This is a genomic window from Niallia sp. Marseille-Q9988, assembly GCF_976954375.1.
This window is the reverse complement of the sequence record NZ_CDRJSZ010000005.1, coordinates 102,981-118,400: the sequence shown is the minus strand read 5'-3', so window position 1 is coordinate 118,400 and position 15,420 is coordinate 102,981. Positions and strand designations below refer to the sequence as shown.

Annotated in this window: 11 protein-coding genes and 1 riboswitch; all 11 genes read right to left on the bottom strand. The window is 34.2% G+C overall.

Annotated elements, in window-relative coordinates:
• Nucleotides 1-219 precede the first annotated feature (219 nt).
• A riboswitch (cyclic di-GMP riboswitch) is annotated at nucleotides 220-302 on the bottom strand.
• A gap of 302 nt (nucleotides 303-604) precedes the next feature.
• The 11 genes from ACWNMZ_RS10445 to ACWNMZ_RS10395 all read right to left on the bottom strand — a co-directional run bounded on the left by ACWNMZ_RS10445 (nucleotide 605) and on the right by ACWNMZ_RS10395 (nucleotide 15,266).
• Nucleotides 605-1,657 (bottom strand): aldose epimerase family protein, encoded by a 1,053-nt coding sequence (locus ACWNMZ_RS10445; RefSeq protein ID WP_031540695.1) that lies wholly within the window; start codon nucleotides 1,655-1,657, stop codon nucleotides 605-607.
• Between the two features lie 262 nt (nucleotides 1,658-1,919).
• Entirely contained in the window at nucleotides 1,920-3,545 is a 1,626-nt protein-coding gene (locus ACWNMZ_RS10440) for a glycoside hydrolase family 13 protein (RefSeq protein ID WP_251627390.1), read from the bottom strand.
• Between the two features lie 54 nt (nucleotides 3,546-3,599).
• Nucleotides 3,600-4,607, bottom strand: a complete 1,008-nt coding sequence (locus ACWNMZ_RS10435; RefSeq protein ID WP_031540693.1) for a LacI family DNA-binding transcriptional regulator — start codon at nucleotides 4,605-4,607, stop codon at nucleotides 3,600-3,602.
• A 122-nt stretch (nucleotides 4,608-4,729) separates the two neighbouring features.
• Nucleotides 4,730-6,040 carry a DUF4179 domain-containing protein gene (locus ACWNMZ_RS10430; protein WP_031540692.1) on the bottom strand — a complete coding sequence of 437 codons (1,311 nt, stop codon included), beginning with the start codon at nucleotides 6,038-6,040 and terminating at the stop codon, nucleotides 4,730-4,732.
• Complete coding sequence (locus ACWNMZ_RS10425; RefSeq protein WP_031540691.1) at nucleotides 6,033-6,551, bottom strand: sigma-70 family RNA polymerase sigma factor; 519 nt, start codon at nucleotides 6,549-6,551, stop codon at nucleotides 6,033-6,035. Before ACWNMZ_RS10425 ends, ACWNMZ_RS10430 begins: the two co-directional genes overlap by 8 nt.
• A 164-nt stretch (nucleotides 6,552-6,715) precedes the next feature.
• Complete coding sequence (locus ACWNMZ_RS10420) at nucleotides 6,716-8,209, bottom strand: aldehyde dehydrogenase family protein (RefSeq protein ID WP_031540690.1); 1,494 nt, start codon at nucleotides 8,207-8,209, stop codon at nucleotides 6,716-6,718.
• 333 nt (nucleotides 8,210-8,542) lie between these two features.
• Nucleotides 8,543-9,295, bottom strand: coding sequence for a class I SAM-dependent methyltransferase (locus ACWNMZ_RS10415; protein ID WP_251627393.1), 753 nt, complete (start codon nucleotides 9,293-9,295; stop codon nucleotides 8,543-8,545).
• Between the two features lie 693 nt (nucleotides 9,296-9,988).
• Entirely contained in the window at nucleotides 9,989-12,583 is a 2,595-nt protein-coding gene (locus ACWNMZ_RS10410) for an ABC transporter permease (RefSeq protein WP_251627395.1), read from the bottom strand.
• Complete coding sequence (locus tag ACWNMZ_RS10405; RefSeq protein WP_031540687.1) at nucleotides 12,580-13,263, bottom strand: ABC transporter ATP-binding protein; 684 nt, start codon at nucleotides 13,261-13,263, stop codon at nucleotides 12,580-12,582. Before ACWNMZ_RS10405 ends, ACWNMZ_RS10410 begins: the two co-directional genes overlap by 4 nt.
• Before the next feature lie 313 nt (nucleotides 13,264-13,576).
• The gene (locus ACWNMZ_RS10400; protein WP_031540686.1) at nucleotides 13,577-14,581 is read right to left on the bottom strand and encodes a sensor histidine kinase; all 1,005 of its coding nucleotides are present in this window, start codon (nucleotides 14,579-14,581) and stop codon (nucleotides 13,577-13,579) included.
• A 1-nt stretch (nucleotide 14,582) separates the two neighbouring features.
• The gene (locus ACWNMZ_RS10395; protein ID WP_031540685.1) at nucleotides 14,583-15,266 is read right to left on the bottom strand and encodes a response regulator transcription factor; all 684 of its coding nucleotides are present in this window, start codon (nucleotides 15,264-15,266) and stop codon (nucleotides 14,583-14,585) included.
• Between the last annotated feature and the right edge of the window lie 154 nt (nucleotides 15,267-15,420).

Here is a 15,420-nt window from a genome sequence, read left to right as displayed (position 1 = left end):
CCCTGTTTTTAAAAAAGCACAAGCTCCTTATTAACGATAAGGATCGTCAAAGCACATCAACTAAATAATCGAATCTCTAATAGTTATAATTATCGTATTAGTGTACCTTTTTCTTGATAGCGGAGACTTGATTTATGCTGGTACATTGATGCTGGAACTGAACATTCATTAGAAATATGACTCTTTTATATTCATAAAAAAAGCTAACAAAACAAGGATAGTTTGGTTAGCCGGTTGCGCTAGTAGCTCATAATCAACAAAGCGCCCAAATAAGTTGATTAATCAAAGCTTTCTACCTTTATAACTTTCTCATAATTTAACAAGTTTTTAAATTATATAGTATTATATACCCATACCAATGAAACATAAACCTATTTTAAGAGAAATCATAAAAAATATAAAGCTCCCTATATTTCACCTTTTGAAACAATTTTAATTTAAATTGAATGAGAACCCTTTAACCATCAGGAGAAAAAGAAAAGAAGCCATCAGTATCTTTTACTGATGACTTGGATCGACAAAAAAGAAAGCAATTCGGAGTACTAATATGAGAGCACTCCCATTATATCCATTTAGTCTCTCTATAAATCTTCCCACTATTCTTTTATTCTATTACCCGAAACTTCCATTTTGTTTCTGCATAATACGTATCTTCTGGTTTCAAAACGACGGATGGGAATTCAGGGTGATTTATTGCATCAGGAAGACCTTGCGTTTCTAAGCATACCCCTAAGTATTTTCTTCCAATTACGCCATTAAAATCATACTTATCCTCTAACTGGTTGCCTGTATAAAGAATGATTGCAGGCTGATTTGTAACTAAAGACAATTCCCTACCACTTTCTTTATCTCGTAAAATAGCAGAATGTGTACCTTCAGCAGAGAAGATAAGTGGATGATCATAGCCATTGCCTACTAAAATATTTTGTTCGAAGTTATTGTCCATTCCTTCTTTCAATAGCTTTCCTTCTGCAAAATCAAATGGCGTATTTTCTGTTGGGACCATTTTTCCTGTTGGAATAAATCCTTCATCCAGCTCTAAGAATCGATCCACATCTGCAATAAGTTCATGTTCGGTTATATCTCTTTTATTATTTCCACTAAGATTAAAATAGGTATGATTGGTTACCGTTACAGGTGTTTCTTTATCCGTTTTTCCTTTGTAAGTCAGGACAATTTCATTATCATTTGTTAATAAATAATCCACTGTAAGATCAAAATTACCAGGATATCCTTCTTCTCCATCAGGACTATGATAAGTGTATCGGATTCCAATTGCCTCTTCCTCTTCTACTATAGAAGAATCAAAGACTACTTCACTCCAACCAACATTTCCTCCATGTAAATGATTAGGTGGAGTATTTGCATTTAAACGATATTCTTGGCCATTAAGCTTAAATTGTCCAGCCTTAATTCTTCCGGCAATTCTCCCAACAATTGCCCCTAAATAAGGCCCTGAATTCTGTCTGTACTCCTCAACTGTTTCAAAACCAAGCACCACATTCTCCTTGTTGCCATCTTTATCTGGAACTATTATTTTTGTGATGATGCAGCCATAATTTATACTAGAAAAACTCATTCCATTGTTATTAGTAAAGGTGTATTCCGTTATCTTTTCTCCATTTACTTCTCCCATTGGTCTTTGACTATAATTCATCTTAATCACTCCTTCTAATAATCATTCTTTCTCTCTTATTTTCCCACTTCTAATTTGAAATCGCCTTCATTTCCATGTCTTTAAATGAACATAGATTGAAACGCTTTCAATAGTTTGTTTACCCTATTAACTAATCCCCAACTATATCTTACTTTATTTTATCAGAATTGATAATATTTTTTTTATTTTTTCTAGAGAAAATAAAAAAAGCTGTCAATATCTCACTTATCGATGATGTTGACAGCTTCCGTAATGTTTTCGATCAAATGCTTACAACAAAAGCTTCATATGGCTTTAAATGCACATTTCCAAAATCCACACTTTCACGATGATAATTACTAATAATCACCTCATCACACTCGTTAAATTCTGGTAAATGCAGCATTTTTTCTTGGTCACTAAAGTTGGCCACTACTACCCAAGTTTTTCCTTCAAACTTTCGTGTATAAGCAAAAATCTCTTCTTCCGTATCTTCGATTAGCTCAAAATCTCCCCATACTACGATTGGATTATCTTTTCTCAATTGAATTAAAGATTGATAACAATAGAAGACGGAATTAGCATTTTCTAAATTATTCTTAACATTAATATCCAAATAATTCGGATTAACATGCAGCCACGGTGTCCCGGTAGTAAACCCTCCATTCTCCGTATCATCCCATTGAATAGGTGTTCTTGCATTGTCTCTACCTTTTACATTAATCGAATGAAGGATTTCCTCTTTCGTATACCCTTGCTCTATTCGCTCATAGTACATATTAATACTCTCTATATCATTCACTTCACTAATATCCGAAATTGGGCAATTAGTCATCCCAATCTCTTCCCCTTGATAAATATATGGAGTTCCTTTCATTAAATGTAAAAGGATGGCAAACATCTTTGCACTTTCCACCCGATACTCTTTATCATTTCCCCAACGAGATACGATTCTTGGTAAATCATGATTATTCCAAAACAAACTATTCCAACCTTCATTCCCAAGAGAAGTTTGCCATTTTGCTAGTATGGATTTTAATTGCTTTATTTCTAATGGCTTTAAATCCCATTTTTGTTTCCCCTCTTGCTCGTCTAATCCAATATGTTCAAATTGAAAGACCATGGAAAGCTCATTTCTTGCTGGATTCGAATATAATTTAGCGATTTCAGGAGTTGCTCCCCAAGTTTCTCCTACTGTTAAAACATCATAATTACCAAACGATTTTTCATTCATTTCTTGAAGATAATCATGTAGCTTTGGTCCATTTCCAGTAATACCAAGATCTGGTTGTTTTCCTACTAAATCAATCACATCCATGCGGAAGCCACCGATTCCCTTTTCTAGCCAATAGTTCATCATATTCCAAACTTCTTCCCGCACTTTTTCATTTTCCCAATTTAAATCCGGCTGTCTTTTACTGAATAAATGCAAGAAATATTGTCCGCTATCTTCATCAAATTCCCAAGCAGAACCGCTAAAAGTAGATTTTAGCTCATTTGGTGCTTCACCATTTACCGGATCACGCCAAATATAGTAATCTCGGTATGGATTGTCTTTTCCTTTTTTGGCTTCAATAAACCATTTATGCTCATCTGACGTGTGGTTTACGACTAAATCCATAACAATTTTAATTCCTTTTTCATTCGCAGTTGCAATTAATTCATCCATATCTGCCATCGTACCAAATTCATCCATAATATCTTCATAATCACTAATATCATAGCCATTATCGTCATTAGGCGATTTGTATACAGGGCTTAGCCAAATCACATCGATTCCTAGTTTTTGCAAATAATCAAGACGATTGATGATACCTCTTAAATCTCCAATTCCATCTCCATCACTGTCTTGAAAGCTTCTTGGATATATTTGATATACAACAGACGTTTGCCACCATTTCTTTTCCATTTAAAAACCTTCTTCCTTTTAAAATATATACCTAAACGTAAAATTCAAAAAAATTTAGTAATCCCTTTTACTCACGGAAGCTCTTTCCACTATAGCAAATGGGAGCATTTCTGTTTTTACTGTTATCTTTTGCTGAATAGCCTCTATTATTTTTAAACAACCCTTCTCTCCCATTGCCTGAAACGGTTGCTCTATCGTTGTTAATGGAGGGACTGCCATTTCTGCAACTCTTGTATTATCATAGCCCATGACAGATAGATCATTTGGTATTTGTATGCCCAGTTCAAAGGCGGCTGAAATGATCCCAAGTGCTACCTCATCACTTACACAAAATACTGCTGTTATATCAGTCTTTTCTGCATGGAAAGCATAGAGCGCTTCTTTTCCTGCTGAAAAACTATAATCTCCTGCTTTTATATAGTTGGCAGAAAAGCTTATTTCATGATCACATAATGCCCTTTTATATCCTTCCATCCTTGCTATCCCAGCTACTCGATCAGAGAAGTCCACACCTGCCAAGCCTATTTTTTGATGTCCATGATCGATTAAATACTTTGTAGCAGCATACGAAGCTTCATAATCATCTACTTTTATAAAAGGTATTCGCTTATTTTTGGTATCTGTTGACAGTAACACATACGGTATACTCAATGATTCAATTGCTTGAATTTGTTCTTCCTTTAGTGGAATGGATACAATAACAAGCCCATCCACTTTTCTTTCTTCCAGCATTTTTAAGCAGTCAATTAATCGATTACCTTTTTCTCCTGCATGGGATAAAATAACACTAAATCCATGTGCTTGCGCTACCTTTTCCATTCCATTAACAATGTCCGCATAAAAAATCGTCGATACACTTGGCATGATAATACCTATTAAATTACTCGATTTTTTTACTAAGCTTCTTGCCATTTCATTTCTCCGATAGCCTAGTTCTTTTGCGATTTGCAGGATTTTAATTTTTGTCTCTTCATTGTAACCACCTGCACCGTTTAAAACTCTCGAAACAGTTGCTGTAGATACTTTTGCAGCATTTGCTATATCTTTAATGGTTATCGTCATTTCCTTCACCCTTTACGTAAACGTTTACGTAACTATACTTTAACACAAAAATGGAACGCTTACAATAAAAAACCGCGTGCTTTGGTAATGGTATGATGAATACCACTACCAAAGCATACAGCTTATTTTACTTCTATCTTTACATCTCCTTCGATGTAATTAGGGTAAAATGTCAATTTCATTTGCAATGGATTTTTGTACTCGCTATTTTCGAAAAACATATTCCAATATTTTTTGTTTTCATGATTGTAAAATTCAGTTGATGGTATACTTAGTTCCTTTCCTGTTGCATCAATAGGCTCATCAAAGATAGTATACATATCCTCTGAATCAGATACCATAAAAAATTCCGCTTGTGCTTTAGACGTTTCTCCTAATTTAAGTTTACCGTCTTTCGGACTTTTTACTAACCTATTTGCTTCCGTATCTACAATAACCACCGCATCTTCCTTATCAATTGCCATTAATTTATTTACCCGCAAATAAAGTTCTTTCGGCTTTTCGAAATAATTAGATTGTAAATAATACATTTTCTCATGCTTACTCAAAGTCCTATTTACAGTACCATTTGCAATAGAAGTCCATACCTCACCGTTTTCATCTTCCAATCGCATATCTTCAAATCCCAAAATTTCTTTTGTATTTGTAGGATCAACTGCTACCTTCACACCAATTCTTAAAGGATATACAATAATTTCTTCTATCGTGATTTTTTGATTCTCAATTTCCACAACTTGGTCTATTGGATAAGTAATATTCTTTTTGACATTTTCCTTTAATTCAAAAGGTATCAAAAACTTTATTTCTTTGTTGTCCATTACTGTTACGAATTCAAAGTTAAACTTTAATTCATCAAAAGAAAAAGAGTCCACAAATTGGTACTCGACCATATCTTGAAATTCATTTTGGATATCATCAGGAAAATATACATTATAGCTACGAGTATGCTCAGGAAATTCTTCTTTATTAAGAAGATTAATATACTTTATTTCTCCTCCTGTGAGAGGGTTTGTTGATTTCAATGTATAAAATACATTTATTCCTGATTCATCCATAATCACTCCATCTATCGTTAACGTCAAATCTCCTTTTGTCTCAGAAACATCTACCTTTTGATAATAATCATTTTCTATAATGGCGGAAAAGCCTTTATCTTGTTCAATAAATCCAATCATCCATTCCATCCCAGGGATAGATGTGAGCGCATTTGCAAAAGTTGGCGATATTCGAATAGATGTTATAAAGGAAACGATGATAATTGCTGCAATCGCAAGCCCAAGCAATCTTTTTTGTTTTTTCTTAAGCAGACTTTTTTCTCGCTTTGCTTTCATAAATCCGCTTAAAATGGCTTCATCTCCCTGTTCTATTGGCAATTCGACTTTTTCATATTCTTTTTTAAATTTTAATAACCTTTGTTCCTCTTCTTCATACATGCTCACTCTCTCCTTTCTCCTTAAAATATAGTCTTAATGTTTTCAGTACTTTATGTAATCGAGACTTTACGGTTCCTTCTGGTATTTTTTCCATTGCGGCAATTTCTTTGATCTTCGTATTTTGAAAATATTTTAAATAGATTAATTGCTGGTCTTCATTAGATAACAATTCAAGAGCTTCCTTTAGTTCAATCAAGGATTGGTCTTGATAAACAGATATATCGTATACTTGGTTATCAGAAATAACTCTGTTTGATCTCTTTACTTGATCTTGACAATAATTAATCATAATCCTTGTTAGCCATGTTTTTAGATAGGCTGGCTCTTTTACCGTATGTATTTTTTTGTAGGCTCGATATGTCACTTCCTGCAATGCTTCTATTGCTGCATGTTCATCTTTTAGAAATGCTAAAGCAGCTCTTAGCAATGATTCTTTATATAATTGCATTACTTCCAAAAAGGCATCATCATCTCCTTTAATAGCTTTCTTACTAATCTCTAACTCTTCCAATTAATCACCTCCCCTGTTGTTCTATACATTAGACCTTGTATCGAGAAAAAAGTTCGCGAAAAATTGTATAAATTTTTTCTTTTTATCTAAGAGCAAATTATACATGAAATTTCAAGCATAAAAAAAGCCACCAAGACAAAGTCCTAGCAGCTTCCTACTTTACTTTAATACAATCCCTCTGTTTCTTCTTTCGTTACGATATAAATATTTTTCGTTTGAGTATAGCCATCCAATATACTCTTATATGTTTCTCTGCCGATTCCTGATTTTTTATACCCTCCAAATGGTGCTCCTGCTGGAAGCTGATTATATGTGTTCACCCACATACGACCTGTTTCCACACTTCTAGCTACACGTAATGCTGTATTAATATTACGGGAGAAAACTGCTCCTCCAAGACCAAACTCAGATTGATTAGCCAGCTCAATAACCTCTTCTTCGGTCTTAAATTTTATCACTGTTGCAACTGGGCCAAAAATTTCTTCTTGAGCAATGCGCATCTTATTTGTAGCATCCGCTAAAATCGTTGGTGCCATAAATGCCCCTTTTTCCAGTCCATTGTTTTCGAGTCGGCAGCCTCCTGTTACAACTCTCGCTCCTTCTTCTTCCCCAATTTTTACATATTCTAAAATTTGTTTTAATTGACGCTCGTTTATTTGTGCTCCCATGATAACATCATCTTCCCAAGGCAAGCCAACTTTTACATCTTCAAATGCAAGTTTCATCTTGGCAAGGAACTCATCATATATTCCTTCCTGGATAAAAATACGGGAACCAGCACAGCAAACCTGTCCTTGGTTAAAGAGAATTCCTAATTGAACCCCTTCCAATGCTCGCTCCATTGGTGCATCATTAAAGATGATATTCGCTGACTTTCCGCCTAGCTCAAGTGTTGATGGGATTAGTCTTTTCGCTGCTGCAACCGCAACTTCTTGACCAATTTCCGTTGATCCTGTAAAAGCAATTTTTGCAAATCCTTTATGATTTAACATATAGTCTCCAGAATGAGAACCACGACCTGTAATGACATTGACTACTCCATTTGGCAATACTTGATCAAATAGTTTCGCCAATTCCAATAAGCTTAACGACGTAGTAGAAGATGGGTGGATAACTACTGTATTGCCAGCTGCGATAGCTGGTGCAATCTTCCAGGCAGCCATTAATAACGGGAAATTCCAAGGAATGATTTGTCCAACCACCCCAATAGGCTCTTTTATTGAAATAGATAAGGTATCCTCATCAAATGCTTGGGCAGTTCCTTCTTCTGAGCGGATTACCCCAGCAAAATAACGAAAATGGTCAGAGCTTAATGGAACATCAATATTTCTTGTTTCTCTGAGCGGCTTCCCATTATCCAATGTCTCCACTAATGCTAACTTTTCCGCATTTTCATCGATTAAATCAGCAATTTTTAATAATAAATTGCTTCTCTCTATCAAACTTACTTTCTTCCATGTTTTTAAAGCTTGCGTTGCAGCCTCTACTGCTTGATCAACATCTGCATAGGTAGCATCTACAAAATCAGCCAACTTGTCTCCATTACTAGGGTTATAGCTGCTAAGGAGATTACCTTCTGAACCTTTTATCCATTGACCATTAATGTACAGACCATACTCCTTGTCCAATACTGTTGTTGCATCTAATGCAGTTACCATTTTCAAAACCCCTTTTTAATATATTTAAAAATAAGGCATAGTAGGAAAAATGCTTTTCTAATAATTCTAGACCTTATTTTTATCCTGGTTATTAAACTACTTGCTAAGAATACGTTTACATAAGCTATCAAAAAAAGGTTACTAGTTTTAAATAATGTGATTATTTTAACAAACTAATTAAATTATAGATTCCATTAAAAGGAATGTCTATTAATAACCGTGTACTTCTTTTGGTTACAAATCCTCGATGAGCAGTGAGAATTTCTCTCTGTCTTTACTTCTCTCTTTTCAAAAAACTTAAAGCATTAAAAATGACATGTGGCTCCCCACACGTCATGCTCTTCTTGCTTTAATAATCATAGTAGTTGGAAATTTTCTTGCTTTGTATAAGGAATAATAGCGATCAGAGATTTCCGCCTCTACTTTTTCAAAGTTTTTGGAAACCTCACTTTCCATTACACATTCAATCGTAAATCCAGCTTTAATTAGTTCATTTATATAGGTGCTCATTTTTCTTTTTGGTATCACTACTGGTGCTTCTTCCCCTTTAAACCTTGGATATGTTGTTATACCTTCTTCCTGATAAGAACCTGTAAGAGAGATTTGACCGTTTTCACTTTGCATATATGCATATAGCGGATGGTCCCAACTAAAAATAAACGCTCCTCCTGGCTTTAAATACGAATAAATAAGGTTAAATGTCGTAGCTAAATCCGTTGTCCACCCAATGGCATAAATCGAATAAACTATGTCGAAATATTCCTTAGGAAGGGCAATATCTTTTTCCATCGCAGCACAATATAACTGGGAAGGCATATCTTTAAGTGTTTCTTTTGCTGTCTCTATTTGCTTTTCAGATAAGTCTACACCCCATAATTCACTAGCTCCTTTGTCAGCCATATACAGTAAAGAATGTCCGCTGCCACAGCCGATATCAAGCACCTTTTTATTTTTTATCTCTTTAAATAACCTTAATTCTTCTTCTGTTTGGCAAAAAGGGCCATAACTAGGTAGTGCGTCAATTCCGTTAAAATGATGGGCTACTTTATCCCAGCTTTTCTTATTTTGTTGTAAAATATCAGTCATCCTTTTTATCCTCCTTCGTCTTTCTTACTGATTCTACATTCCTCTTTTACTTACCTGCTTGCATTTTCATATGCCCCCCCCCAAAAAAGATAATGGGTTCGAATACTTGTCACATTTTATGATAATGCATTTAAAAATGTCCTTCTGTTTGCTATACCCTTTGTCCTGCAAAATGCAGGGCTTTTTGTTATGTGTAAGAACATTACAAAGTGTGGCTAAAAGTATTTTAGGTCCAAGTCTCAATAACTGAATGTTCCTTTCACCGTGACTGAAAATAAACGTAAAAATTCCGCTTAAATTAAGAAATACTCATATTTCCTTAAAAATAAGGTTAGTTTTTCCGCTTATATGCTACAAAACTCTTGATTTTGTCTAATTTAGAGGGGGTAACCGGAAAATTTCCGCTTATTTCTGCTTTTTATGCTTTCTTTTGTACATTAGCCGAAAATTCTCCGCTTATGAATTCTCATAGCTACCCGAAAACCAACAATTGCCAAGACCGAAATTGGACTACAGTTTCACGCCTATTTTCATAATTTTTTCCGATTTATATCAACAGAAAAAGACCATCAAATTCTATTACAAATTAATAGTCTTTTTCATATACATTTTTAGTTTTTGTGATAGGCAACAGAACCCGTCACATAACGGACGAGTTTTTTGTCATTCTTACCTAATTTTAATCGTTTCCTATTAAGCATTCTCTTGCTTTAAACCATCAATTATATTTTCTTTCTTAATTTTGCTGACTGAATAGAGCATTGCAGAAGCAACAATGATAAAAATTGCGATTACTACAAACAGAATACTCAACCACGGAAGTTCAAAGCCATATTCAAATGTATTGCTTATAGACCAATATAGTGCAGCTATTACTCCTATACTAATGGGAATACCATACATCAATGCTTTTATCCCATAAAAAATGCTTTCAAAATAAATCATTTTATTAAAACCAGTTGGCGTCATCCCAACAGAACGCAGCATCGCAAATTCCCTTTTTCGTAAGGAAATACTTGTAGAAATGGTATTAAAAATATTAGCAATACTGATTAAGGAAATAAGGGTAATAAATCCATACATAAAGACAGACATAATCATAATCATCTGTTCAGATTGCTTACGATTCTTTTCCACATTGTATATATACATGGATCCTGACTTTAGATCGTCTAATTCTTCTTCTGCTTTATCCGGATTATCGCTGTTTAAATAGAGATTGTAGTTCATCGTAATATTTTTTTCATTTTCAAATAAATTTTCTGCTACTTCATTAGAGATAATCATTGTTATCATTCTATAATTATCAGCATTCATTCCCATGAATGTTTCATTTGTAAATAAGCCAATTTGAACCTTATTAAACATCTCTTCCTTTTCGCTGCCTTCCCTATACATGTAGAGATCAATATAATCCCCAGGTTTAGCATTCAGTACTTTTTCCTCAACAAATTTCTCTCCATATGGATCAAAATAAGATACATTTTCGATCACAATCCCTTTTGGTTCAGTTGGATTCGTATATTCATTGATATTAAAGCCTACTTCTTGAGCATATTGCTTAAAAGCTGATTCAGATAGAACAAAGAAATTCACTGTAAATGGAAGTTTGCCTTCCTCTAAGAACGCATCACCATTTTCAACCGATTTTTTATTATTTTCACTTAAAACACTTTTATCTAAATAGGTACTTACATATGTGCTTTTAATTAAATTACTTTCTGTAATACTAGGTACATTTGCTAAAATCTGCATCTCTTCCTCTGCAACGTTTGATTCAGCAGACACAGTAATATCATAGTCGATATTTTCTTGTGACAGTTCAACTGATTTTTTCATATTATCAGTAAAATAAGATACGACTAAGAAAAGCAAAATACTAATAATTAAAGAAAAAACGGTTGTTTGATATCTACGCTTATTCCGTTTTAAGTTTTTTAAACCAATTTCCGCTTCTATGCCAAATACTTTGCGAACAAATTTGGATGTTTTCACTTTTTTCCCTGATAATTTAATATCTTGTGTTTGTCTAATTGCATCAATTGCTGAAATCTTTGATGCTTTCCTAGCTGGCAAATAGGTTGAAATAAAAATTGTTACAATGGAAATAATAATAGAAAATAGGATGGAATAAGGCGTTACCACTACATTTAATCCTTGTGTAGAGTTTAAGGCATCTTGCAAATACTTATTGATAAAAGTGAAAGTAATTCCAATTCCAACGATTCCAGCAATTATTCCTAATGGAATGCTGATGCCGCCTATCACCGCACCTTCAAAGAAAACAGAATTTCTTTTTTGCTTCTTCGTTGCACCTACACTTGATAGCATCCCCAAATGTCTTGCCCGTTCCGACACACTAATGGCAAATGCATTATAAATCAGTGCTACAGAACCAATAACAATAACAAGTATGACAATACCTATTAGAGAATACATCGTTAGAAGCAGGTTATCATTCGATGATACGCCATAATAACGCAGTAACTCATTATTAAAATCCACTTTTGCAATAGCTAATTTCTTTGCCAATGATTCCAAGTCCTCATATATAGACTGCTTTACCTTTTTCATCACAACACTTGCATTTACGCTACTACTAGTTGTTAACTCCTTTTGATCTAAATAGCTAATAACAGTATATCCTGGTGACCAGGAAGGTTCCCAAGATGGTGTTTCCATAATACCGACAATTTTGAATGTATAGGATTTTGCCTGCTGAATTTCCTCGACACTTTTTCCTTCTTCATTCCTTTGCAAAGGATCTGTTTGTGTTAGGATAGAATCTTCTTCCTCTAATTGAAAGTGCCTTTCCCCAATGCTAACATTTATCTCCTCACCGATGGCATACTTACTATTCCCCTTCTTCCTCATTTCATCAGGTATGATAATTTCATTAGATGCCTTGGGGAATGTCCCTTCTTTTAAGGTAATTAAAAATTGTTCAAATCCTTGCTCATCATATTGTTTAAAAAATAAATACGGTTTACTGTCATTTTTTGAATCCTTCCAGTTCGCATAGCCCAAATTATTGGATAGGATAACTTTTTCCATGTTACTATCCTTCCTTAACTCTTTGGCTTGCTCATTATTAACCCCAATAAATTGTGCATGCCACTCACCGTCTCTTGCAATACTGTCTCTTTTTAATAAATCGATAAACGAAACACCAAGTGTCGAAACAGCTGTCAACATACTGACAGCTATAATGACACCAATAATCGTCACTAATGTTCTTCGCTTGTTCTCCTTTAAATTTCTTAAAGTGAGTTTATTCATTATATTCATGGACGAATCACCTCATTTTTGGCGATTTTTCCATCTTCAACAGAAATCACACGATCTGCTTGTAGCGCAATCCGTTCATCATGGGTAATAACAATTAATGTTTGATTATAGGTTTTATTAAACATTTTTAATAGTTCCATAATCTCTTCACTATTTTTACTATCTAAATTTCCTGTAGGCTCATCTGCAAGCATAATAGCAGGGTTGCTAATAAGTGCACGTCCAATGGAAACACGCTGCTGCTGTCCCCCTGATAATTGATTAGGCAAGTGATCTAATCTTTGTTGTAGACCTAATATAGAAACAATGCGATTAAATTGCTCCTTATCTACTTGATGGTTATCTAATAGAAGCGGCAGCGTGATATTTTCTTCTACTGATAGAATGGGAATTAAGTTATAAAATTGATAGATAAGTCCAATTTGTCTTCTTCTAAAAATAGCTAATTGTGTTTCATTTAATTGATAAATATCTGTATTATCCACAAAAACTTTTCCACTAGTCGGCCTGTCTACTCCACCTAACATGTGAAGCAATGTAGATTTACCTGATCCAGAAGGTCCAATGATTGCCACAAATTCACCTTTATTAACGGAAAAAGAAACATTATCCAATGCTTTTACTGCCGTTTCCCCTTTTCCATACACTTTAGACAAATTTTCTATTTTTAAAATTTCCATTTTATCGTCCTCCAATTACTTGATGCTCTTAGTGTATCTGTCTAAAGTGACTCTGTAGTGACTTTAAAGTGACAATTTAGTCACTTTCGAATATGTGTACTGCTCATCTGTGCTTTATATGGAGGTTCGATTTCATTCGCTTGATGATGAAGGCTATCTTTTCTTGAAGTACTACGGATTCTGGTTTTCATCCCCTTTATGAACGCTACTTTTCCTACCCGCACAGCAGTTTCTCGCTTTCATCCCTTCTTAGAACGCCAATCTCTTATATTTATTGCCACTTCTTTTCGCTTTCTTTAATATTCCAATCACACTAAATAACCTGTTTATAAAACTTAATATGAAATGTAGTCCCTTCCCCTAACTTACTTCTCACTTCAATATCACCATGCTGGCTTTTGATCATACTATATGCCATCGCCAGCCCTATACCGATGCTATCTTCACTTGCGTTTTCTCCCTTATAAAATCGTTTAAAAATATAAGGTAAATCTTTTTTTGCGATGCCTTTTCCAGTATCCTGAATAACGATTTCTGTAAATAATACATTCTCAGAAAATCGAATATGTATTTCTCCACCTTCAGGGGTATGCTCCACACAATTTTTCAAAATATTAATAAGCGCTTCTGCTGTCCAATTAAAATCTCCTATAAAGGTAACATCCTCATCTCCCATAATTGCATGAGCATGTCCCTTAATATCCATGGGAATTAATATTGGTTCTACTGCCTTATAAATCAATTTTTTGACATCCACTTGCTCCTTTTTAAAAGGAATCGTCCCAGCATCCATTTTCGACAATTTCAGTAAAGAAGAAACAAGCCATTCCATTCTTTCAAGCTGAATCGAAATATTGTTCGTAAATTCACGTCTTCTTATTTCCTCCAACTGTGGATTCCGTAATAAATCAGTCATAACAAACATGGAGGTAAGTGGTGTTTTCAATTGGTGAGAGATATCGGAAATTGCATTTGTTAGCTTTAACTTTTCCTTCTGTAGATGTGCACTCTGCTCCGATAGCATTAATGTAACCTTATAAATATTGTTTTTTAAAATACTCAATTCGCCTTCTACATTATCCCGAATATCCAGACTTTCATCTCCGTTACTTATTTGCTGCAAATAACTCGATAGCTTATCTATTTGCTTATATCGATATCTTGTAAACTGATAAAAACAGCCCAAAACGATAACAAGCACGCTAAGTAAATACACTGCGACTGAAATAGAATAGGCTAAAGCAGCATAGACAATAGCAAAAAAACTAGTGATTACTAAAACAATAGTGAGGATTTTCACTTCTCGATTACGAATCATTTTAATCCCCTACCTTATAGCCAAGTCCACGAATGGTTTTGATAATGGTGGGCTTTTGAGGATCATCCTCTAATTTCTCGCGGAGCCTTTTAATATAGACTGTTAAAGTATTATCATTAACAAAATCTCCCGCCACGTCCCATATTTTCTCTAATAGCTGGCTTCTTGTTAATACTTGTCCGATATTATTAGCAAAAATGAGAAATAAGCGGTATTCTAGCGCTGTAACCATTACTTCCTCATTCCTTTTATAAATTTTCCCTTCCAATGTGTTAATCCGTATAGAATCTATTTCTATTAGTGGATTATTCTGCAACTGCTTATTATACCGTCGCAAAACAGATTTAATTCTTGATAGAAGTTCTCTTATGCGAAATGGTTTTGTAATATAGTCATCTGCTCCCATATCGAGTCCCATAACAACATTCACTTCATCATCTAAAGCAGTCAAAAAGATTACAGGCTTATCCGATTTTCTTTTTACATACTCACATAGCTCATAGCCAGAACCATCTGGTAGAGACAAATCAAATAAACATAATTCAATATCTGTTAATTGCTCTTCTAAAACTCTTTTTGCAGTTTTTGCGTTAAAGCATGTAATTGTTTCATACTTTTCACTTTGTAAACTATATTCTAAACCCGTAGCAATGGTTTTATCGTCTTCCACTATTAATATTTTCATTATCTTCTCCTATATATTTTCTTTTTTCTGTATTATTCTAAACGATTGATGTACAGAGGGAAAGCAATTCTCCTATTAATATCAATCAAACAATCGGTACATACACTTAGCATACAATAAGGAATGATGGAGAATAATAAAATAAAACAAATCA